Origin of the sequence: Propioniciclava sinopodophylli (genome assembly GCF_004324755.1) — a bacterium.
GTDB classification, from domain to species: Bacteria; Actinomycetota; Actinomycetes; order Propionibacteriales; family Propionibacteriaceae; genus Propioniciclava; species Propioniciclava sinopodophylli.
The window spans coordinates 1-22,151 of sequence record NZ_SDMQ01000015.1 but is presented as its reverse complement, the minus strand read 5'-3'; the positions used below and the strand labels follow the sequence as shown (position 1 = coordinate 22,151).

Genomic DNA, 22,151 nt, shown 5'->3' with positions numbered 1-22,151 from the left:
ACGCTTAACGCGGAACTGTCGCCACCCGGCATCGTACGACGCCCGGAGTTCGGTTACCCGTGCCTGGGCTTCCCCGCGCTCCCTACGGGCGACCTTGAGGGCGGCGTCCGTCTCGGAAGCGCGCCCCTCCGCAGCGGCGATGCCGCCAAGGCGGTCAGCGAGGAACGACGCGAGGGACGCGAGGTCGGCCCCGGGATGGGCGTCGGCGAGCGAGCGCTCGAGATCCTCCAGCGTGCGGTGGCTTCCTGCGAGCTGGGCCGCCAGATGCGTGGCGAGTCTGTCGGCCTCGCGCACGCTTCGGTCCGCCGCCTTGACGGCGGCCCGCGCGTCCAACTCCGCCGCTCTGGCCGGTGCGAGGTCGAGCGCATCGAGAGTGGCGGGCAGTGCGTCGACGCGCCGGTCACACACGGGACAGTCCTCGCCCACGGTGAGTTGTGTCCGGAGGTCGGCGGCCAGACCGGCCGCCTGCGCGGCGTGCACGTGCTGGGCCGCCTCGTCGAGGACACGCTGGGCGGCGTCCAGGGCGGTCTGCCGTGCGGCCAGCTGCGCGCCGGCGGCGTCGCGCTCTACCGCGAGGCGTCCGATCTCCTCCACCACGGACGCCCGCTGCTGCAGCAACCCGAGCGACTGGCGCGTCTCTGCGGCGTCGCCGGCCTGAACCCGCCCAGCCCGGGCCTCATCGTCGGCCCGTTCGGCGTCGGTGAGCTTCGCTTCGGCCCTCGTGAGCGCGGCTGCCGCCTGGTGCATCTTGCCGGCCAGCTCACCCACGCCATCGGGTCGGGTGACGGCCACGAGGGCCCGCGCGGCGCTGCTGCGCCTCGGCAAGGGCAGCCTGAGCCTCGTTCTGGGCGACCTCCGCCTGCTCGGCAGTCTGGTCGCCTGCCCGGGCGGCTAGGTCAGCCCGCTCGCGCTCGGCCTCGGTGCGGGCGACCTCTGCCCGAGCCGCCTCGGCGGTCTCCCGGAGCCCGGGCAGACTATCGGCGAGCGACGTCGACTCCTTCCACTAATCGCGCAGCCTCTCCCAAGCGCCTCGTGCCCCCAAGGCCTCCAGCGCCTCCCGGGCGGCGTCCGACGCCTCGACGGCCACCGACTCGGCCTCGCGGGCCTCGGCCAACGAGCGCGCCAGTGATTCGGCCCGCACACCGAGGTCGGCGACCCCTGTCGGCGCCTCGACGCCGCCGAGCGTGGCTGCCCTGTCCTCCAGATGCTGTCGACGACCCTCCGCTTCATGAGCAGTGGAGCGGAGTACGGCCAAGGCCTCGAGCCCATGCTCGACCTCGGCGTGAAGAGCCTTCAGCTCAGCCACACGCGCGACGGACTCGTGCTCGACAGCCGGCGTGGCGGTGCCGGTCTCCTCCAGCAATGCCGCAACTTGGGCGGCCTGCGCCTCAGCGTCCCGTTGGCGCTCGGCGGCGGCCTTGTGCACCCGTTCGTACCGGTCCGCGCCGAGCAGCTTGAGCAAGATGTCCTGACGGTCTGACGACTTGGCACTCAGGAACTCCGCAAAGCGTCCCTGCGGGAGAACCACTGCTTGGGTGAACTGCTTGAGGTCTAGACCGACCAGCTGTTCGACCGCGCTCTTGACCTCAAGCAGCTCAGCGGCGACCGTCTGTACCTCGTCACTCTTCACGCTCGTTGCTGAGGGGTCCAGGAATCGCTCGAGGAATGCACCCTTCTGCAGCACTTCACCCGCACTGCCGACGCGACATACCTCGCGAGCGATCTGATAGCGGCGCGTACCGACGTCGAATACGAGTCGTACGGTGCCCTTGGTTGAGGTGGGCGCCAAGGCGTTCGCGATGGCGTTCAAACGACCCCAGCGGGGAGCGGTGCCATAGAGAGCGAACACCATGGCGTCGATTACCGTTGACTTGCCCGAGCCGGTGGGCCCGACGAGCGCGAAGTAGTCGGCCTCCATGAAGTCGACCGTGGTAGCGGAACGGAAGGAGGCGAAGCCCTCCATCTCCAGGCGAACCGGGCGCATGGCTTACCTCGTGCTCTCGTCGTAGAGATCATCGAACAAGGCGGCGACCCGGGCATCGTCGATGCCGACCTGCTCGCAGTAGGTGGCGAACAGCTCGCGCGGCGACTTGCCGACATGAGCGGAGGGGGAGTTGGTCCGGCCTTGATGAACGCGGGGTCGATACGGATCTCCAGCGTGTTGGGAAGGGCCTCGACCACCTCGTCGCGTAGTCCCGCCCGGGTTGGTTCCTTCACGACCACGCGTAGATAGTCGTCGCCCAGATCGCCAGCCAGCTTGCGGAGCTCCGCCACGGTGCCGGTGACCGTCCGCAGCCGTTTGGCCGAGGTAATGGGCACGTCGATGACTGAGGCCGGGACCTACTGCAACATCAATGTTGCAGTAGGTGGTGAGGTCGGGCACGGCGGTCGAGTCAGACGGCGCCGCACCGCGGTCGAACAAGAGCTCCTGGTGCTGTGCCGTGCCGAGGCGGCGGCACTCGTCCCCGATGCGGAGCAGGCACTGGCCATTGGTGAGCGTGCGCACGTGGTCTCCGGGGTCCACGCGCACGACGAGAGACCCCGTCCACCTCGCCGTCATGGATGCCGACGAGCAGCGTCCCGCCGTCCGCGTTGGCGAATGCCACCAGCGTCTTGGCCGCGTCGGCGGGGCTGACGCGACCCGACTTCACCGCCAACTCCGTGCAGCGATGGGCCTCTGACCCCGCGGAGACTGCTACGCGACGATAGCGCCAGCTCAGGCGTCTCCCCTGTGATCAGCCCGCGAGCGCCTTCACGAGGTCGGCCTCGATCTGCGCGGGCTCGACGGTGGGCGCGTACCGCCGCACGACGCGACCCTCGCGGTCGACGAGGAACTTGGTGAAGTTCCACTTGATCGCGTCGCCCAGCAGGCCGCCGGTCTCCTTGCGCAGCCACTGGAACACCGGGTGGGCGCCCTTGCCGTTGACGTCCACCTTGGAGAACATCGGGAACGAGACCCCGTAGTTGAGCTGACAGTGCTCGGCGATCTGCGCGTCGTCGCCGAACTCCTGATTCATGAACTGGTCGCTCGGGAACCCCAGCACGACGAGGCCGGCGTCGGCGTGCCGTTTGTACAGCTCCTCCAACCCGGCGAACTGGGGCGCCAAGCCGCACTTGGACGCGGTGTTCACGACGAGCACGACGTTCCCGCGGTAGTCGGCCAGGTTGCGCTCCTGGCCGGTGATGGTCGTGGCGGTGAAGTCGTACAGGGTCGGCATGCTGATCCTTCGTCGTCGAGGTGCGCTGTCCTCCTCCCCAACGCCGGAACCCGCGAGTTTCATCCGGGTTCCTGGCGGCGGCCTCCGCGGTGCGAGGCCCTCAGTGGAACGGACGCGGGGGGCGCCCGGCGATCATCGCCCACAGCAGCGGCGCCGCGGACAGCCCCATCAACCACCGACCCAACACCGGATCCGTCGCGAGCACGACCGCGCCCGCGAGGAGCAGCGCCGCGAAGACGAGCACCCCGTTCGTCCCGCGGGCCGTGCGGTTGAGGCGCTCCACCTGGGCCGTCACCCGTGGCGTCCGCACCGTGAGCTCGCCCCGCTCGGCGCTGGTAAGGACGCGGTCGACCCGCCCCGGCAGCGCCAGGAGGGCCCGGCCGAGGTCGGCCGCCTCCTTGACGATCCGGTCCACGGACAGCCCGCCCTCGCCGGACACGAGTGTGGCTGCGTATGGCGTGAGCACCGCCCAGACGTTGAAGCTCGGCTTCAGGCCGGTCGCGACGCCCGAAAGGATCCCCACCGATCGGCCGAGCATCAGCATGTCGTCGGGCACCTGGAAGGGCAGTTCGAAGACCAGTTCGCGGAACTGCCTGGCGAACTCGATCATCTCCTCGGGGGGGACGTTGACCAACTCGTCCATGCTCATCCCGCCGAACCGGGCGAATACCTCCGTGGACGCCCGCTCGATCAGGTGCATGTCGGCGCCGGGAAGGATGACGTCCAGGATCTCCATCGACCGCACGGCACGGGCACCGTCGCGCAGGCCGACGGAGATCAGCGCTTCGGTCAGGCCCTCGCGGAGGTTCTCGGGGACCTCGCCCATCATGCCGAAGTCGATGAAGGTGAGCCTCCAGGCCGGCTCGCCGGGGGCGGGGTCGGTGATCGGCGTGACGAACAGGTTGCCGGGGTGGGGGTCGAGGTGGACGAAGGAGTCCCGGAAGATCTGTTGCAGGTAGCTCTCGACCAGCACGGTGGCGACCTGCCCACGATCGATCCCCGCGGCGGAGATGGCGGCGTGGTCGGCGATCTTGATGGCCGAGACGTCCTCCAAGGTCAGCACGCGACGGCTGGTGAGTTCCCACACGATGCGCGGCACCTTGACGCGCGCGTCGGCGGCGAAGTTCTCCGCGAACCGCTCGGCGTTCGCCGCCTCGGCGAGGTAATCCACCTCGTTCAGCGAGGTGTGGGCGAACTCCTCGACGAGCCCCGGCACGTTGGCCCGCGACGCGATGGGGCGATAGCGGGTGAGCCACCGACCGACCCGACGCAGGGCGGCAAGGTCGACCTCGATCACCTGCTGGATGTGCGGCCGCTGGATCTTGACCACGACGTCGCGGAACCCTAGTTCGTCCGCGTCCGCGTCGCGCAGCCGGGCACGGTGCGCCTGCCCCAGGGAAGCGGCGGCGAGCGGTTCCTCGTCGAACCAGGCGAAGTGCTGCGACAGGGAACCACCGAGCTCGGCCGTGGCGACGGAGAGCAGAGCGTCGAGTTCCTCGGCGGGCACCTCGTCCTGGAGGCCCGACAGCTCGTTCGTGATGGACCGTGGGAGCACGTCGAGTCGGGACGACAGGAACTGGCCCAGCTTGATCATGAGCCCGCCGAGGGCGATGGCCAGCACGCGGAAGCGTGCCGCGGCCTGCTGGAGGCGCCGCTCGCGCGTCCGCTCCGCGAGCCGGCGGAGCCCCAGACGGGGGCCGACCACCTCCCACGCGATGAAGCCGAAGACCACCCGACCGAAGAAGAGGACGATGCGCCAGTAGCGCAGGCGTAGGGTCGATTCCTTCATGCGTGCTCCGCGTCGGTCGGGGGCGAGTGGCGTCAGTCCTGGGCCAGGATGCTGTACAGCTTCCGGCGTGCCTCGTCGAGGACCTCGGTCGCGCTGGTGCGCTGGCTCTCCGAGGCCGTGCGGGCCACCTGGAACACCGCCTGGGCCAGGCGGGCGGCCGACTGCTGCAGGGCCGTGCGGTCGGACGTGGTCCCGGCGGCCTCCTCCCACGGAGCGCGCTGCCCACCGAGGCCTGCGGCCGCCGCGGCGCCGGACTCGGTCAGGCGATAGACCTTCTTGCCCTCGGAGTGCTCCGAGTCGATCAGGCCCTCATCGGCGAGCATCTGCAAGGTGGGGTAGACCGACCCCGCGCTGGGGCTCCACGCGCCGCCGCTGCGGTCCGTGATCTCCCGAATGATCTGGTAGCCGTGCATGGGCTGCTCGGTGAGGAGCAGCAGGGTGGCCGTCCGGACGTCGCCGCGTCGGGCACGCCCGGCGCCGGCAGGGGGAGCGTCCTGGAGCCCGATCAGGTCCATGAGTTGCTGGAAGCCACGGCCGCCTGGGCCATGGGCGTGACGATGGTGCATGGTGTCTCCTAACGACATATCGCGACCCGTCGCCATTCTAGGCGAGGCAGGCAAGCGCCCCGCGCGAGGGGCAACCGTGGCTCGTCCGCCTCATGGATGACCGCGGCGTCCTGTACCAGCGCCGCGACGCCTACACCTGGACGGCCTGGGCCTCAGCGAGGGGGGATGAGCCCCCTCACTCCGCGATGGCGCGCTTCTCGCTCACCTTGATCTGTCTGACCAGCAACGCCCGGGACAGCTGGTAGGACCCGCACGCGCGCCCTGACTGGAGCTGGTCCGGCACGGTCGGGTCCTCCCCAGCGTCCAACAGGTCCAGCCAGTCGCGTCCCTCGTCGGACCCGGTGCCGGCTCACCGGCAGGTCCTTGCAACCGCGACCGCGCGAGGTGAGGACCGAGTGAAAGACGCGCCCGGCGTCCGTCTCGTAGACCGACCCCAGGTGATGGCCATTGCTGCGGTGTATGGCCACCTTCGCCTTCTCGCACGGGCTCGGTCCCAGCTTTTCAAAGGCCTCTCGTGCGGCCCGCTTAGGAATCTCATGGCTGGTTTCACTCAGCCTGAGACGCGTACGGGGCCACCTGCCGCCCCGCAATGGGGGTCAGTCGGTCGTCTTGAGCAATGCGTGCTCCTGACCCTGCGTGTGGCGCCGGACACGTTCCGCGAACTCAGGACACCCCGCCTTCTTGAGTCGAGCGGGCAGATTGGCACTTCCAGTCTTGGAGAACCAGTACTGGTTCATGCTCAGCGTCGCCGCCCTGATGAGTTCCGGTGCGGAGTCGTCCATCAGCGTCAGGAACGCGTCTGGATTGAGCACGTCGTACGGTGCGGTGGCCTCGTCCCAGACGAAATCGGAGACGTTGCACGTGAGGAGGATCCCCGCCCCGCAGGCTACCGCTGCGGCGTGCACGTGGGCGTCGAGTGGATCCTTGCCCTGGTAGCGCTCGTCCATGGGGAAGCTCTCCACACGTCCCACCTCGAAGGTCGACTGGAGCAGGTCTCGGATCCGCGTGATCCGTCCACCATCCCAGTCGGGATGCTTGCGTCGAAGCGAGTAGAGCACCTCCGCCATGACGTCCTCCGTCCACCGCACCTCGAACGGCGGAGTCTCCGGAAGCGTGTACAACGTGCCCACCCAATCGCGAAGCGTCCGTGAGTGCCAGACGTTCGCGTCGACAAAGACGACCATGGTTCCCGGGGCGGGCATGCGCCGAGCCTAGCGGCGACGCTCAGCCGGTAGTCGGAGGCTCAGTCGTCGTCGCCCTGAGCCTCCAACAACGCGGCGAATGCCGCGCGTTCCCGTGCGCGTCGCGCCTTCAGTTCGGCGAACACATCCTCGGACTTCAGGCGATGATGGGTGCCGACGCGGTGCGAGACAATGCGTCCTTCCTTGACCAGCTTCATCAACGTGGGTCGAGAGATGCCCAAGATCTCGGCAGCGCCCGCAGGAGTCAGTTCCTTCGGAACCGAGGTGACCGTGATGGTGCCACCGCGAGCCATGGCGTCCAGCACCTGCTGGAGAATCCGTCCGACCTCGGGAGGCATCGTGCTCGCGGCTTCCCCGACGCGCTCGACGACCAAGGTGCCCTGTGGGCCCTCCAGCTGCGCGAGCACGTCGCGAGCCTGAGAGACCTCACGTTCGGTTGCGATCACACGGCTGCGTTCGGGGGATGCCAACGTTGTCGCCATGCGGCCCACGATACACGCCTTTCACTTGTATCTGTAAATAGTTTCAGTTGTATCTGTTCGGGAAGGGGTGATGGTGCCTGTGCCCTGAGCGACCGCCAGACCACCACGACGACGAAGCGACCTCCAAGGGCGTCGCTGGAACGTCTCGAGCTCACCCGCGAAGCTCCGCCCCGGTGCCCGGCGCGCGCCGTACGGCGTGGCGTCCGGGATTGTCCGGGGCAGGTCCTACGCTCACCTACATGCCGACCTCGCAGGTCCTTCCCCGGCCCGCGGCGCCCTCGACGAAGGCTCGGTCACGCGAGTTCTTCGCGGGCCTTGACGGACTCCGGGCGCTCGCCATCATCAGCGTGCTCGTGTTCCATCTCCACGACGGGTGGCTGCCCGGCGGCTTCCTCGGGGTGGACGTCTTCTTCGTCATCTCCGGGTTTCTGATCACCAGCCTCCTGGCCCGCGAGATCGCCGACAACGGCATCATCGACCTCAAGGGCTTCTGGACGCGGCGCGCCCGCCGGCTCATCCCCGCGCTTGTGCTGTGCGTGGTGGCCGGCACGCTGCTCGCCCGGCTGGTCAGCGCCGACCTCACCGTCGGCATCGGGCGCCAGGTTCTCGGCGCCGCGACGTTCTCCACCAACTGGGTGGAGATCATCAGCGGCCAGAGCTACTTCGACCAGACCGCGCCGACCTTGTTCATGAACTTGTGGTCGCTCGCTGTCGAGGAGCAGTTCTACCTCGTCTGGCCCATCGTCAGCTTCGTGCTGCTGGTGCGCCTGCACCGCAACGCGCGCTGGGCGGTCCCGCTGGCGGTTGCGACGGCGTCCACCCTCGCGATGGCGCTGCTGTACGTCCCCGGCGAGGACGTCACCCGTCTCTACTACGGCACCGACACCCACCTGATGGGGCTCATGCTCGGCGCCACCCTCGCCTTCCTGTGGGCCGGCGCGCAGCGCGCCCCCCTGGAGGTCTTCCTGCTGCGCCACCGCCACTGGGTCGGCCCCGTCGCGCTCGCCGTCGTCGCGGTCGGCATGGTGGTGCTGACCGAGGAGTCCGCGCTCACCTACCGTGGCGGCTTCACGGTCGTCAGCGCGGCCACCGGCGTGCTCGTGCTGAGCGCCATCACCCGCGGCGGCGGCCCGCGTACGCCCCTGCAGTACGTGCTCGACGGCAAGGTCGTCACCTGGATCGGACGCCGCTCCTACGGCCTCTACCTGTGGCACTGGCCCGCCATCGTGATCGTCGACCAGCTGTGGCCCGCCGCCGTGGACAGCTGGCAGTTCCTCGCCTCCCGCGCCCTGGCGGTTGCCCTCACGGTGGGCGTGGCCGAGCTGTCGTTCCGGTTCGTCGAGGAGCCCATCCGCAAGGCGGGCTTCCACGAGACCGGACGCCGCGTCCGCGGCTGGGTGCGGGCCCTGCCCTGGAGCCGGGCCCGTGGCTTGGTCGCGGCGTCGCTGCTGCTCGGGTTGGCGCTGACGACCGTCGTCGCGACTGCCCCGTCCATGACCGAGACCGCCCGCGTGCTGCAGGCCAACGCGCAGGAGGCGCAGGTGCCGGACGCCCCGGTGGCGCCCGCGGTGCCGGTCGAGCCGGCCGTCGCCGATGTTGCCGCCGGGCCCGTGCCCGCCGCCGAGGTGGCGCCCGCGGCGTCCGAGCCGGCCGGAGGCAAGCCCTCGGCGGTCGGGCAGGACTGGTCGATGCCCACCGGCGACGAGGTCGACGGCTTCGGTGACTCGATGATGGTCTCCAGCGTTCACGCGCTGAGGCTGTACTTCCCGGGCATCCGGATCGATGCGGAGTCCAACCGGCGCTGGGCCGCGGGGCAAGCCGCCATCGAGGCCCGCGGCGAGGACGCCCGTCGCGCCGTCGTGGTCCACTTCGGACTCAACGCGGGCACCAAGCCCGAGGACGTCACCGCCGTCCTGGACGCACTGGGCCCCGACCGCATGGTCGTCCTGGTCAACCTCTACGGCACGTTCGCCCGCGTCGAGACCGACAACGCCGCCCTGAGCCAGGCCGTGGCCGGCCGGGCCAACGTGGCCATCGCCGACTGGCAGCAAGTGGTGCGCGACGACCCTCGGGCGGTCCAGTCCGACCGCAAGCACCCCAGCCTGCGTGGCTCGCACCTGTACGCGCGCGCCGTGCAGTCCGCCTTCGCCGAGCTGGTCGAGCGACACACCGGTGTCGCGCCCGAACTGGTGGAGCACCAGCTGCCCTAGGTCCCCGAGATGCGAGCGGAGCGAGCCTCGAAGGGCCGTGGCTTGTCGAGGACAGGCTCCGCACAGTGCGGGGATCAGGTCGTCTCCCGGAACTCCAGCACGCCAGGCAGGAGCACACGCTCCTCGTCGACGGTGGAACCGGTCGCCTCCGTGACCATGCGGACCGCCTCGGTCACCCCTTCAGCCGCTCTCAGCCGGATGGTGGACAGGCGGGGGCGCGTCTGGACCGGGAGGGCGTCGTCACACCCGAGGAGGGCCATGTCCTCCGGAACCCGGAGACCTCGATCCGAGAGGCCGTCGAGCACACCGCACGCGATCACGTCGTCGAAGGCGATGACGGCGTCCGTCTCGCAGTCGACGGTCGCGGTCATCATCCGGGCCTCGTGGTAGGTCCCCGACTCGTCGCGGTGGTAGGTGGCATCGAGATCGAGTTCGGCTGCGAGCTGCTCCAAGGTGGACCGCCGTTCGAACTCCGACCACGAGCGGTGTGGCCCGCCCACGTAGCAGAAGCGGCGGGCGCCGCGTGCGACGAGCGCGTGGATCCCTTCCGTCAGCGCCGAGGCCGAGGAAATCAGCACGCGTGCGACGCCCTCGGTGTCATTGTTCACCAGTACCACGCGCGTGGAGTCGGCGACGTGGCGCAGTTCCTCGGGCGTCAGGCGTGAGGACGCGATGATCAGTCCGCCGCAGTGGGGGGCGAGGGAGGCGATGTGGGCGCGTTCCCGCTCCGGCAGTGAGTTCGTCTCGGCGATCATGACACTGAGGCCGCGTGTCTCCGCAGCGCGCTGGGCCGCGCGGACCAAAGGTGGGAAGAACGGGTTGGTGATGTCCGGCACGATCAAGCCGATGAGGCCGGTCTTCCCGGTCACCAGGGCGCGTGCGTGGAGGTTCGGGACGTAACCCATGCGCTCGGCCGTGGCCACGACCGCTGAGACTGTCTCCTCCTTCAGCAAGTGCGGGGCATTGAAGGCGCGGGACACGGTCGAGGGGGAGACGCCCAGGGAACGCGCCACCTGCTGGATCGTCGACCGCCCCGGCACTCAGGCCTCCAGCAGGGATCGGGCCACCTCGACGGCACGCTCGAGTGATCCTAGGGCGAACGGTGCCGGCATGGCGTAGTACATACAGGCATCCTCCACCTCGTAGCCGCCCTCGGGGTAGGCGTCGGAGGTTGGGAGGTACCCGGCCACCCCGTCCGCGTAGCCGGCGACCATGACGCGGGGCCGGACACCCATCAGGGTGTCGGCGGCCCAGAGGAACGGTTCGCCCGGCAACATCAGCACCGTGGCCCCGCCCAAGTCGATACAGGTCACCCGCCCTGCCCAGCGCTCGGTGAGCCACTCGGGACGCCAGTCCTCGGCCCACGCGATCCAGCAGGTCAAGACCGCCCGCTGGCCCGGGTCGGAGTCGGCGAGCTGGGTCTCCCACTCTGCGCGGCGGGCGTCCACGCGGGCCTGGGTGAGTGGCTCGTAGTCGAAGACCAGACCCTCGCTGAGTGCAGTGGCGATCCTCGCCTCGACCGGTGCCCACAGGGCGGCCTCCAGCCCGGCGGCGATGCGTCCCCCCAACGTCTCGGCCTGTTCGAAGGTGCGCTGGGGCGTCTTCTGGGTCCCGAAGGAGGACGTCGCCTCGTGCCCGGTGTTCACGTCCCCCGCAGCTCCGGTGAGGAACACGCAGGGTGCGGCCGTGGAGTCCTCGACACCCGCACGGAGGGGGTGTACGTAGTCGGCGGTGACGAGGGTGTTGGTCGCGTCGAGCACGACGGGGTGGCAGGGATAACTCGCCAGCGTGGCGATGGTTTCCTGGGTCCCAGAGTCGGTGAACCGGAGGGCGACGAGCGGGGGGTCGATCGGGCGGCCAAGGTGCCGGCGGTCGTGCGCGACGCCCAGGCCGTGCACCTGCGCCCAGTCGACAGTCACCGGTCGGCGCCGATCGGCGGCCTCGTGCAGAGCGGCGAGGGCGGCGTCCACGATCGCGTCGTGGACCTGGGGTGCGTGGGGCCCGACGCGGCCGCACCCGACCGACGGCCCGCTGTGGGTGTGCGTGGCGGTCACGACGACTGTGGTCAGACCGCTGGCGGCCTCGATGGCTGCGCACGTGCGCTCGTGCAGGGCGCATACGTCGACCGTCACGATCGCGACCTCGTCCAGGACCAGGGCGCGAACGCTCGTGGGGTCGTGGACGCCTGTGTTGGCGGACAACCGACCGGCGAACCCTGCCAGCGGCGTCCCTGCCGGTACCTCGACCGTCCGGACCGCAACGCCGGCGGTGAGGCTCACGGTCGCGCCCCCTGGCGCACCACGTCCACCACGGTCCCGGATGGGTCGAGCAGCAGGAGGTCCGCCCGCGCACCGGCTTGGACCCGCGCGAGGGTGGGGTCGCCGATGATGCGCGCCGGCGTCTCCGAAACCATCTCGACGACGGTGTTGAGATCGATCGGCGTGTGGGTCAGCGTGTAGGCAACGACCTCGGCCAGGTTCACCGCGGATCCCGCCAGGAGCGGGGTGCCGGACAGGGTGAGTCGGCCGTTGTCGTGAAGTTCCACGGCGCCTCCGACAGGCTGCTGGTAGACACCGGGGGCAGATCCCGCGAGGGCGACGGAGTCGGACACGAGGAAGCGTCGCCCCTGCCCCTTGGCCCGCACCATCGCTGTCAGGGTGTCCGGAGGCAGGTGGTGTCCGTCCCCGATGAACCCTGCCGTCAGGCGGTCGTCGGCCAACTGCGTCCAGATCGGGTTGGGATGCCGGGGCAGGGTGGCGAAGATACCGTTGCCGAGGTGGGTGCAGAGCGTGGCGCCGGCGTCCGTGGCCCGGAGGAGCTGTTCCGGGGAGGCGTGCGTGTGGCCCAGCGCGACCCGGACCCCGCCGGCGGCGATCTGTGCGATGCGGGCCGGCGCCTCGTCGTCGTGCGGGGATACCGTCACGTAGCCGAGCGGCCCGTGCTGGGCCCAGCGCGCCACCTCATCGGGGTCGATGGTACGGACCTGGTCGAGCGCGTGTGCGCCTCGCGGGCCGTCCTCTGGTGAGAGGAACGGGCCTTCCACGTGAACGAACGGGATGGCGCGCGCGACGGTCGGGTCCTGCTCCCGGGCGGACGTGACGGCGCGCATCGACTGGATGATCGCCTCCTCCGAGCCCGTGATGATGGTCGGCACCCACGAGGTGACGCCGCGGGTGGCGAGGGTGTGGGTGATGGCGGCCACCGCGTCCGGGGTCGCCCCCTCGCCATTGACGTCGTGGCCCGCGTACCCGTTCACCTGGACGTCGATGAAGCCGGGCACGAGCCAGGGGATGGTCGCATCGGCCGTCCGGGCACGCTGGACCGAGGCGATCCGGTCACCGGCGGTCTCGACGCGGAGCAGGTCGCCGGTGCGCGGGCAGCGGCCCTCGATCACAGGCATCTCACGCGCCCCTTGAATCGGGCAATGAAGCGCTGGTTCGCCTCGTCGCCGCCGGGGGCATTGCCGGAGCGCCACTGCGGGACCGCCACTCCCCGGGCGCCGAGCTCCTGGAGGGTCTCGAGCATCAACCAGTTGAGCGCGAAGGCGTTCGCGAAGGTGGAACTCGCGCCCGACTTCTCGAGTGCCCCCTCGACCTCGATGAGTGCGTCACCGATGGGGACGAGCGTGTCGACGTGGTGGTCGACGACGTCGTGAAGGTTCTGGTGCGAAGGGTGCCGGGCGGGATGATCGGGTGTGGTGTTGTCGGCGTGCTCGCGTGAGGAGATACCGATGGTGCGGACACCCAGTTCGCGGGCGCGCAGGGCCGCGTCGATGAGGGCGGCGTTGATGCCGTACGCGTTCACCAGCACCAGGACGTCGCCCTCGCCCAGCGAGGCGTCGTCGATCACGATCCGGCCGTACCGTGGGGTCCGCTCCATCGCCATCGAGCGCAGCGCACCGGACGAGATCAGAGTGCCCTCGTCGAGGATCGCGGAGATGTGCATGAGCCCGCCCGCACGGAAGAAGACCTCCTGTGCGGCGAGGTTGGAGTGCCCACCAGGGCCGTAGACGTGGACGAGGCGGTCCTCGGCGATCTGATCGGCCAGAACCAGGGCGACCTCGGCGATGGCTGCCTGCTGGGTGTCGAGGATCCGGCGCATCAGGCCCGTGACGGCGTCGAAGTACTGCATGCCGAGGTCACTCACCGCCGGCCGCCTCGGCATCGAGGTGTAGTTCGGCCCGGGGGTGGAACTTCAGGGCTGTGCCCGGCACCTCGGGGTCAGGGTTGAGGCGCCGCGTGTTCCGCACGGCATCCCGTTTCGCCGTGCCCAGGACGGAGCAGATCACGACGTCGGCGTTCAGGAGCCGGGGGATCGTCACGGTGAGGGCCTCAGTGGGGACGGCGTCAAAGGTGGGGAAGTGGCCCTCGTCCACCTGCTGCTGGCGCGATGTCTCGTCCAGCTGCACGAGGCGTACCGGGTCCGGGTCGGAGAAGTTCGCGGGCGGGTCGTTGAAGGCCAGGTGAGCGTTGACGCCCAGGCCGCAGAGCGTGAGGTCGAACGGCTCGTCGCCGAGGGCTTCGGTATAGGCGCGGAGGGCGTCCGTGGCCGGCAGTTGGGGGTCCATGCGGTGGAAGGTCGGGTGGCCGTCGACGTGGGCGAAGAAGTTGGTCTCGAGCCAGTTGCCGAAGCCTTGGGGTGCGTCGGGCGCGAGCCCGAGGTAGTCGTCCATGTGGAAGAACGTGACCTTGTCGAAGTCGACGTCCTGGGCCGCGAGCGTGGTCAAGGTGGGTGTCTGGCTGGGGGCCGCCGCGAGCATCACGCGCGCCCGGCCGCGAGCCTCGATGGCGGCGTTGATCACCGCGGCCGCGCGGCGCCCCGTCACCTCGCCCAGGGCGGCCGGGGTGGCGTGGACGGTGACGTTCAACGGGTGGAACGACATGACGATCCTTTCGTCAGCTGAGGCGGTTCAGGAAGATGAGCGAGCGGATGATGTGGAAGGGGTCCTTGACGGGCAGGGCGACGACCTCGTTGAACGGTGCTCCCGCTCGGTCCCGGATCTGGATCCATTCTGCGCCGGGGCTGGGGAAGACCTTCATCGTCCACTCGGCCGCGCGGGAGGCCCACCGCGCTATGGCGTCCGACTCCCGTGCGTACAGCGCCAAGGCGTAGACGGCTTCGACATGCACCCACCACAGTTTGGTGCCCCAAGTCCGGCTGACGAGAGTCTCATACGGTGATCCCGGCGTGGGCTCACCCCGGGGGATGCCCCCGTCCCGGTCGGTGTAGCGCAGCACACCGCCGTGCGTCTCGTCCCAGCCCACCGTGATCGCGAGCTCGACCAGGGCCAGTCTCTCGGGGCGGCTGAGGACGTGGAAGTCGGGGTCCTCGGCCTCGGCGTGCTCGATCATCCAGAGCACCTCGAGGAGGTGCCCGGGGGTGACGTGGCGGGCCAACAGGGTGTCGTCGAGCCCGGGGCGGGTGGGGGCGAACTCGCGCCACCGACCATCGCCGAGGTGGACGGTGGCCAGCTGCCCGCCGGCCCAGTCGCGGACGGAGCGGGCGACCGAGGCGTCCTCCACCGGTGAACCCAGCAGCTCGGCGGCGACGTGGAGCAGGGTCATCGGCCCGGCGAGGTCGGTGAAGCCGTCAGGGACGGGGTAAGGCTCGGCGGTGGCGGTGCGGTCCTCGATCGACCGTCGGGCCGTGGAGAGGATGTGGTTGGCGGTGGCCGACCAGGTGTGGAGTCGAGCGTCGGCGTCCGGGAGCTGGCGGAGACCGGCTGACAGGCCGAGGACGCAGAAGAGGTCGGCGAAGACGCTGGTGGCCGTCTCGCCCGCGTCGTCGGGGACCGGCTCTCCCGCCTCGGTCACCCGGAAGTGCGTCCGCCCGTCCTCGCGGACGGCGTGGGCCAGCAGACGCTCGCACGTGGCGAGGCACCGGTCACGCCAGAGGGCGGCGTCCAGATCCAGGCGGCCGGCGGTGACTTCGTCGGCAAGCTCACCGGAGAGCCAGGCCCAACGACCCTGGGACCAGGTGAACCGGTCGCTGGTCGTCGGTTCGCCGTTGTTGTCGAAGCCGGTCCGCACGCCGCCGTGCTCGTCGTCGGCACCGTGGGCCTCCCACCAGGGCAGGACGTCCTGCACCAGGTGGGAAGCCCATGGTGAGTGCTTGGTCACGCCGCGCTCCCGCGGATCGCGACGGCCTCTTCATCGGTGTCGACGGAGAGGGAGTCAACCAGCGCGTCCGTCTCGGGAGTGTTCTCGGGCTTGATCCAGCCGATGACGGTGAACAGGATGATCGACACCAGGACGGGGGTGGCGACCGACCACGCCTGGGCATTGGCGCCGAGGGTGGTGATCCAGTCTGTGATCACCCAGCGGTTGAGCGCGAACATGATCAGGCCGCCTGCTGTCGAGATGAGCGCCGCGGACGAGCCGGAGCGCTTGAATGCCGGCAGCATGCCGAACAGCATCGGCACGGCCACCGGGCCGACGAGGGCGCCGAACCACAGGATGAGCAGGCCGAGGACGCCGCCGAAGCTCTCCGACGTCAGGGCGATGATCATCGAGAACGTGATGAACAAGAAGGTGATCAGACGACTGAAGAACAGCTCGCTCTTCTCCGGGAGGAACGACTTCCCCTTGCGGAACTGGGGGATGATGTCGCGGACGACGACCGAGGCGATCGCGTTGGAGTCCGACGACGTCATCGCCATCGTGTGGGCGAACATTCCGGCGAGCACCAGCCCGATGAGGCCCTGGGGCAGCAGCTCGGTGGTGATCAGGGCGTAGCTCTGGTCTGGCTTGTCGAGGTTGGGGATCAGAATGGGGGCGGCCCACATCGGGAAGAAGAGGACGAGCGGCCACAGCAGGTAGAGCACCGCGGACAGGATCATCGAGCGCTTCGCCTCGCGGCCGTCGTTGGTCGAGATCATGCGCATGGCGAGGTTCCAGGTGCCGCCGTTGTAGGACAGGGTCGCGATGACGCAGTAGGCCAGGAAGAAGCCGAGAGTCAGGGTCCCGTTGAAGGGGTTGGAGTGGCCCTCGGGCAGCTGGCTCCACATCGTGAACGGGGTGGCGACGCCGTCCAGGCGCGCCATCACGGCGATGGCCAGCGCCACAGCGGCGATGAGCTGGATGACGAACTGGCCGAAGTCGGTGAGCACGTCAGCCCAGATGCCGCCGATGGTGGAGTAGACCATGGTGACGCCGCCGACCAGCAGGACGCCCCACACCAGCGGGACATCCGCGAACACGTTGAGGAGGATGGCGGAGGCGGTCCACTTGGCCGCCACGTCGAACACCTTCAGCAGCGCGCCGGACCACGCCAGCAGCTGCTCGGTCGCGACGTTGAAGCGAGTGGCGAGGTACTCCAGAGGCGAGATGATCCCCAGACGCTTGCGGAGCCTGGGCCACCGGGGTGCGAACAGCACGGTGCCCACGATGCAGGCGAAGGTGATGGACAGCGCCCACCAGACATACACCGCGAAGCCCACGGTGTACGCGAGGGCGGCGTAGCCGACGAACACGGCCGCCGAGTAGCCCGACATGTGGTGCGAGATGCCGACGAGCCACCAGGGCACGTTGCCACCGGCCACGAAGAAGTCAGAGGCGTTCTTGATGCGGCGCTTCGACCACCAGCCGATCCACACCATGACGAGGAAGTAAGCGCCGACCACGATCCAGTCAAGCGTCCCCATGGTTCCCTCCCTTGCGTTGGCCCCCCAGGCGTCCGTGCAGGGGGCGTTGGTGGGGAACCGTCGCATGCAAACGTTTGCATGACAAGAGGGCGCGTGGGATTGATCAGACTGCAACTCGGGGGAAGGCCGAGCCTCTGACCAGCAGCTTTCAGCGGGAAATTGCGGTCTTCGATCGTCTCAGCGGCGCCAGGCGAAGGTGACCTCGGGGCGTCCAGAACCGCCGAGGCGTTGGGCGCGGGCGACGCGTCCCTCGTCGGCGAGGTACTGCAGGTAGCGACGGGCGGTCACGCGCGACGTCCCGACCGCGTCGGCGACTTCGGACGCCGACAGGGCCGACGGCTGGGCGTCGGTCAGCGCCCCGATCACCGCCTCGAGGACGTCGCGGGCCAGCCCCTTGGGTGAGGTACCCGACGAGGTGGGCCGGCGGAGCTCGCCGAACATCGCGTCGACGGTGGCCTGGCTCGCCGACGTCGCCCCGGCCAGCTCCTCGCGGAAGCGTCGGTACGCCTCCAAACGCTCCCGCAGGTCGGCGAACGTGAACGGCTTGAGCAGGTACCCGACCACGCCCAGCGCGAGCGCCGACCGCACGTGCTCGACCTCGCGCGCGGCGGTGATGGCCAGGATGTCGATCGGACGCCCCGCCGCCCGGATCCCCCGCACCACGTCGAGCCCGTGCCCGTCGGGCAGGTTCAGGTCGAGCAGCACAAGGTCGACCGCCTGGCGGGTGAGCACGGCGACCGCGGCCTGGACCGTCCCGGCCGTGCCGACCACCTCGAACCCGGGCACCCGCCGCACGTAGGCCGCATGCCCGGCGGCCACCTCGGGTTCGTCGTCGACGACGAACACGCGCAGGTCAGTCATCGCCGCCCTCCTCCTGCGCGATGACCACCGGCAGGGTCACCGTGAACGTCGCCCCCGGTGGTTCGGACACCTCGATCCGCCCCCCGAGCAGGTTGACTGTCTGGCGCACCAGCGCGAGGCCGATGCCCCGCCCGGCCGGTCCGGTCGACGCCTTCGAGGTGGTTCCGCGCTCGAACGCCCGCTCGCGTTCGGGGCCGGGCAATCCCGGGCCCGTGTCCGCGACCGTGAGCGTCACGACGCCGTCGGCGGCCTGGGCGTCCAGGAGCACCGCCTTCGCCGACCCGGCCGGCTGGGCCGCCACGGCGTCCAGGGCGTTGTCGATGAGATTGCCGAGGATCGTCACCACCGCGCCCGACTGCAGCAGCCCGGCGGGGAGGTGGGCGTCCGGATCGACGTCGAGGGTGGCGCCCCGCTCGGCCGCCTGCGAGGACTTGCCCATGACCAGCGCGGCGACGGCGGGGTCCTCGAGGGCGGCGGCGATGGCATCCCCGTGGCGCTGGCTCGCGCGCAGCTCGTCGGTGGCGAAGGCGACGGCGTCGTCGGGGCGTCCGAGCTCGATGAGCGTGACGACGGTGTGCAGCCGGTTGGCGGCCTCGTGCGCCTGCGCGTGCAGGGCGTCGGCGAGGGACCGGGTCGTGTCGAGGCGTCCGGTGAGCGCCTCCAACTCGGTGCGGTCGCGCAGGGTGGCGAGGGTCGCGACGGCGCGTCCCTGCCGCCGAACCACGTCGGAGCTCACCAGCAGCACCCGCCCCCCGCTCGCGTGCGGCACGTCGACCTGCTGCTCACGCCCGGCCAGCAGGGCGGCCAGTTCCGGGGCCAGGCCCAGGTCGGACGCCTCGCGGCCGACGGCGTCCGGGGGCAGGTCGAGCAGACGGCGCGCCTCGTCGTTGACGACTTGGACGCGGCCCTCGGTGTCGGTGATCACCAGACCCTCGCGGACGGCGTGCAGCACCGCGTCGTGGTGGTCGTGCAGGCGGCGGAGCTCCTGGGCGTTCAGCCCGAGCGTCTGCGAGCGGACGCGTCGGGCCACGAACCAGGCGCCCGCCCCCGACAGCACGGCCGCCAGCAACCCGGGCAGCAGGATCTGCGGCAGCTCGGCCGCCAGCTGCTGCCCGACCCGCGTGCGCAGGAGGCCGACCGACACCAGCGCCTCGACCTCCCCGTTGATCACCACCGGGACGACCGCCCGCGTCGACGGGCCCAGCGTGCCCGTGTACTGCTCCACGACCGTGCCGCCGGCCTGCGCGGCGGCGATGCTGCCGACGAACCGGCCGCCGACCTGGGTGGGGTTGGGGTGGGTGTAGCGGACGCCGTCGCGCGACATCACGGTGATGAAGTCGGTGCCGGTCGCCTGGCGTTCGCGCTCGATGAACGCCCCCAGCGCTGCGGCCGGGTCGGCCGAGCGGACGCCGTCCCGCACGTCGTCGGTGCTCGCGATGGTGATGGCGATGTCGGTGACCTTGTCGGCGGCGGAGTCCTCGACGTGGCGGACGGCCTGCCACCACGCCATCGCCAACGACAGCCCGACCACGAGCACGACGACGCCACCCAGCACGGCGAGGACGTGCGACGCGACGCTGCGGCCGGGGGTTCTGCTGGTCGGGCGGGTGAACACTATGAACACAAGGATGCCCTCGCAGCGCGGCCCGGCGCAGGCTGTTCCCGCCACACCGGTGTGGCCCTGACCCGGAGAGTCCTCATGATTGCCCTGCACACGTCGATCGCGATCGTCGCGATCATCTTCCTCATCATCAAGGTGAAGGTCGACCCGATCGTCGCCCTTGTCCTGGGCGCCCTGTATCTGGGCCTCGCCTCCGGCGTCGGCTTCGTCGAGACCGTCGAGGCCATCACCGGCGGCTTCGGCGACATCATGGCCAAGATCGGCCTGCTCATCGGCTTCGGCGTCCTGATGGGCGCGCTGCTGCACCGGATGGGCGCCTTCACGGTCATGGTCGAGGCGCTCGTGCGCGTCGTGCCAGCCCAGAAGCTGCCCTACGCCCTCGCGCTCGCCCTCACCACGATCGCCCCGTCCATCTACGTCGACGTCCAGGTCGTGCTGGCCGCCCCGGTCGCCCGCTCGTCGGCCAAGTTCATCGACAAGCACGGCCTCGGCTGGCTCGCCGGCGCGCTCGGCACGGGCATCTTCGTGGGCTACGTGTTCGTCATCCCCGGCCTGTCGGCCATCTCGACCGCGGGGCTGCTGTCCGTGCCGCTGGGCCTGTACATGATCTACGGCATCGTCATCGGCATCATCACCGCCACCGCGACCGTGTGGATCTTCCGTCGGATGATCAACTTCGGCTGGTGGAACCCCGCCAAGGACGAGGAGCACTCCGAGGCGCTCGAGGAGGTCGAGGCCGCCGAGGACGCCGGAGCCGGCAAGCGCCCCAGCCTCGCTCTGGCCATGGCCCCCATCGTCGTGCCGCTGCTCATGATCGCCTTCGGCGCGTTCGCCGAGCTGGCCGGCTTCTCCAACCCGATCATCGCCTTCTTCGGTGACGCCAACGTGGCCCTGTTCCTCGGTCTGCTCGGCGCCTACGTGATGGCCCGCCGCTTCGTCGGCACCGAGCAGACGGCGGACGCCTTCGGCGACGGCCTCAAGACCACCGGCGAGATCCTGCTCGTCACCGGCGTCGGCGGCTCGCTCGGCGCGGTCATCAAGGCCACCGGCTTGGCCGACCTGCTCGGCGGCCTCTTTTCGGTCGACTCCGGCGCCCCGGTGATCCTGTCGATCCTGCTCGCCTGGTTCATCGCGGCCCTGCTGCACCTGGCCATCGGGTCGGTGTCGGTCGCCGCCATCACCGCCGCGGGCATCATCGCCCCGATCGCCGGACAGCTCGACGTGGCGCCGGTCATCCTGGCGCTGTCGATCGCCTCCGGCGCGCTGTTCGCCCTCCAGGTCAACTCGAACTTCTTCTGGATGTTCAAGTCCCTGCTCGGCCTCACCACCCAGGGCGCGCTCAAGACCATGACGACGGTCACCTCCATCGCTTCGGTGGTGTCCCTGCCGCTGGTGATGGTCGCCTCGCTGATCGCGTAGCGCGTCCTACTGGTCGGAGCCGACCTTCAACCGGTAGGCGTCCAGGATCATCTGCACCGCACGGTCGAGCGGCACCCGACCGGTGTTGATGACCAGGTCGAACTGGTCGTTGCTGCGCGGATCCCAGTTGAACAGCCGCTGGGACATCGCCGCCCGGGCCGAGTCCTCCCGCTGCTGGCGGGCTCGCGCCCGGGCGCTGTCGATCCCGGCGGCCCTCGCGCCGCGGGCGATGCGCTGCTCGACGGGGCCGTCGAGCTTCACGTGCAGGGCGCGGGGCTCGTCGGCGAGGATCACGGTGCCGTTGCGTCCCAGCACGACACCGCCCTCGGCCACCTGCGCCCGCAGCTCGCGGATGGAATCCTCGGCGTCCAGCTGGTCGAGCTGGCCGGAGTAGACGCCCACATCCGCGGTCGCGGCGGTCCGTCCCAGCGCCGCGAGCACGCGAGAGAGCAGGGACTCCTCCTCGGGCCCGCGGCCCTCCGCGGCCTCGAGGTCCTCCGAGGAGTAGAACGGGGGCACCCAGGGGACGCCCAAGGCGTCCGCCACCGCCGGGCCGACCTCGGACGCGCCCGATCCGTACATCTCGAAGATCGTGACCAAGGGCCTGCTGATCGTCATCGTTTCCTCCCCACGGAAGCGTGACGTCAGGCTAACCGACCGCCCAGCGCGGACGCCGTGGGCGGCAACAATCGCCCAGCACCGGCGCGGGCGCCGCGGGGTCGGTACAACAGGACGCATGACCCGCCCCTGTGGGGCGTGGTCGTGGACGCCGGGACTGTCCGCCATGCGTCGGCGCTGGGAACGAGGTCCCTGAGGTGTGAGCGGAGCGAGCCTCGAAGGGCCCCGTGTCAAGGGGTTTCGGACAATGTGGACAACTTCGCGGAGTTCTCCACAGGGTCGAATGTGAGGTTCTGATTGTCGGTGGTGGTGTTTAGCGTTGGGTGCATGGACGAGCCGACCCCCACTGCCAGGGCGTTGGCTGGTGCGCGTTCGCTGCTGGCGAGTATCGACCACGCTGGTCGCCGTCGGTTGGACGCCGAGGTGCGGCTTGGGTTGGTGAGCGAGGTCGTCGCGCTGGGGCGTCAGGTGGAGGCTTTGCGGGTGGTGTTGATCGCCGAGGCTGATCGGGCCAAGGCTGCTG

The 22,151-nt window shown here is 70.0% G+C and carries 20 protein-coding genes; 3 read left to right on the top strand and 17 right to left on the bottom strand.

Annotated features, from left to right (window positions below; genetic code table 11):
• Window positions 1-1,003: 1,003 nt before the first annotated feature.
• The 7 genes from ET989_RS15675 to ET989_RS12680 all read right to left on the bottom strand — a co-directional run bounded on the left by ET989_RS15675 (window position 1,004) and on the right by ET989_RS12680 (window position 7,257).
• A complete protein-coding gene (locus ET989_RS15675; RefSeq protein ID WP_131169572.1) occupies window positions 1,004-1,984 on the bottom strand; it encodes an AAA family ATPase in 981 nt (326 codons plus the stop codon).
• Between the two features lie 409 nt (window positions 1,985-2,393).
• Window positions 2,394-2,651: an AlbA family DNA-binding domain-containing protein gene (locus tag ET989_RS16020; protein ID WP_206662356.1), complete on the bottom strand. Its 258-nt coding sequence runs from the start codon at window positions 2,649-2,651 to the stop codon at window positions 2,394-2,396.
• An 84-nt stretch (window positions 2,652-2,735) separates the two neighbouring features.
• On the bottom strand, window positions 2,736-3,218 hold the full coding sequence (locus tag ET989_RS12700) for a glutathione peroxidase (RefSeq protein ID WP_131169568.1): 483 nt from the start codon (window positions 3,216-3,218) through the stop codon (window positions 2,736-2,738).
• 100 nt (window positions 3,219-3,318) lie between these two features.
• Window positions 3,319-5,007 (bottom strand): ABC1 kinase family protein, encoded by a 1,689-nt coding sequence (locus tag ET989_RS12695; RefSeq protein ID WP_131169566.1) that lies wholly within the window; start codon window positions 5,005-5,007, stop codon window positions 3,319-3,321.
• A gap of 32 nt (window positions 5,008-5,039) precedes the next feature.
• Window positions 5,040-5,573 (bottom strand): PadR family transcriptional regulator, encoded by a 534-nt coding sequence (locus tag ET989_RS12690; RefSeq protein ID WP_131169564.1) that lies wholly within the window; start codon window positions 5,571-5,573, stop codon window positions 5,040-5,042.
• 596 nt (window positions 5,574-6,169) lie between these two features.
• The gene (locus ET989_RS12685; protein WP_206662354.1) at window positions 6,170-6,775 is read right to left on the bottom strand and encodes a PIN domain-containing protein; all 606 of its coding nucleotides are present in this window, start codon (window positions 6,773-6,775) and stop codon (window positions 6,170-6,172) included.
• 41 nt (window positions 6,776-6,816) lie between these two features.
• Window positions 6,817-7,257 (bottom strand): helix-turn-helix domain-containing protein, encoded by a 441-nt coding sequence (locus ET989_RS12680; protein WP_131169562.1) that lies wholly within the window; start codon window positions 7,255-7,257, stop codon window positions 6,817-6,819.
• A gap of 239 nt (window positions 7,258-7,496) precedes the next feature.
• Here ET989_RS12680 and ET989_RS12675 point away from each other — a divergent pair, with 239 nt between their 5' ends.
• Window positions 7,497-9,467 (top strand): acyltransferase family protein, encoded by a 1,971-nt coding sequence (locus ET989_RS12675; protein WP_131169560.1) that lies wholly within the window; start codon window positions 7,497-7,499, stop codon window positions 9,465-9,467.
• 74 nt (window positions 9,468-9,541) lie between these two features.
• Here the strand turns inward: ET989_RS12675 and ET989_RS12670 are convergent, their stop codons facing one another.
• The 9 genes from ET989_RS12670 to ET989_RS12630 all read right to left on the bottom strand — a co-directional run bounded on the left by ET989_RS12670 (window position 9,542) and on the right by ET989_RS12630 (window position 19,585).
• Entirely contained in the window at window positions 9,542-10,480 is a 939-nt protein-coding gene (locus ET989_RS12670; RefSeq protein WP_165490169.1) for a LacI family DNA-binding transcriptional regulator, read from the bottom strand.
• 27 nt (window positions 10,481-10,507) lie between these two features.
• The gene (locus tag ET989_RS12665) at window positions 10,508-11,746 is read right to left on the bottom strand and encodes a neutral/alkaline non-lysosomal ceramidase N-terminal domain-containing protein (protein WP_165490168.1); all 1,239 of its coding nucleotides are present in this window, start codon (window positions 11,744-11,746) and stop codon (window positions 10,508-10,510) included.
• On the bottom strand, window positions 11,743-12,867 hold the full coding sequence (locus tag ET989_RS12660) for an N-acetylglucosamine-6-phosphate deacetylase (RefSeq protein WP_131169555.1): 1,125 nt from the start codon (window positions 12,865-12,867) through the stop codon (window positions 11,743-11,745). The genes ET989_RS12665 and ET989_RS12660 overlap by 4 nt, the downstream gene beginning before the upstream one ends.
• Window positions 12,858-13,613: a sugar isomerase domain-containing protein gene (locus ET989_RS12655; protein ID WP_206662353.1), complete on the bottom strand. Its 756-nt coding sequence runs from the start codon at window positions 13,611-13,613 to the stop codon at window positions 12,858-12,860. Before ET989_RS12655 ends, ET989_RS12660 begins: the two co-directional genes overlap by 10 nt.
• On the bottom strand, window positions 13,606-14,349 hold the full coding sequence (locus ET989_RS12650; protein WP_131169553.1) for a 6-phosphogluconolactonase: 744 nt from the start codon (window positions 14,347-14,349) through the stop codon (window positions 13,606-13,608). Before ET989_RS12650 ends, ET989_RS12655 begins: the two co-directional genes overlap by 8 nt.
• A 13-nt stretch (window positions 14,350-14,362) precedes the next feature.
• Window positions 14,363-15,586 (bottom strand): AGE family epimerase/isomerase, encoded by a 1,224-nt coding sequence (locus ET989_RS12645; protein ID WP_131169551.1) that lies wholly within the window; start codon window positions 15,584-15,586, stop codon window positions 14,363-14,365.
• Window positions 15,583-17,109, bottom strand: coding sequence for a sodium:solute symporter family protein (locus ET989_RS12640; RefSeq protein ID WP_131169549.1), 1,527 nt, complete (start codon window positions 17,107-17,109; stop codon window positions 15,583-15,585). The genes ET989_RS12645 and ET989_RS12640 overlap by 4 nt, the downstream gene beginning before the upstream one ends.
• A gap of 177 nt (window positions 17,110-17,286) precedes the next feature.
• Window positions 17,287-17,970 (bottom strand): response regulator, encoded by a 684-nt coding sequence (locus ET989_RS12635; protein WP_131169547.1) that lies wholly within the window; start codon window positions 17,968-17,970, stop codon window positions 17,287-17,289.
• Window positions 17,963-19,585 (bottom strand): sensor histidine kinase, encoded by a 1,623-nt coding sequence (locus ET989_RS12630; RefSeq protein WP_206662352.1) that lies wholly within the window; start codon window positions 19,583-19,585, stop codon window positions 17,963-17,965. Before ET989_RS12630 ends, ET989_RS12635 begins: the two co-directional genes overlap by 8 nt.
• A gap of 84 nt (window positions 19,586-19,669) precedes the next feature.
• Between ET989_RS12630 and ET989_RS12625 the strand changes: the two genes are divergently transcribed.
• Window positions 19,670-21,010, top strand: coding sequence for a GntP family permease (locus tag ET989_RS12625; protein ID WP_131169545.1), 1,341 nt, complete (start codon window positions 19,670-19,672; stop codon window positions 21,008-21,010).
• Window positions 21,011-21,016: 6 nt separating this feature from the next.
• Here ET989_RS12625 and ET989_RS12620 read toward each other — a convergent pair whose 3' ends face one another.
• On the bottom strand, window positions 21,017-21,628 hold the full coding sequence (locus tag ET989_RS12620; protein ID WP_165490167.1) for a cytidylate kinase-like family protein: 612 nt from the start codon (window positions 21,626-21,628) through the stop codon (window positions 21,017-21,019).
• Window positions 21,629-21,955: 327 nt separating this feature from the next.
• On the opposite strand from ET989_RS12620, the gene ET989_RS12615 reads away from it, so the two are divergent.
• Window positions 21,956-22,151: hypothetical protein (locus tag ET989_RS12615; RefSeq protein ID WP_131169541.1), on the top strand; the 196-nt coding region annotated here is incomplete at its 3' end.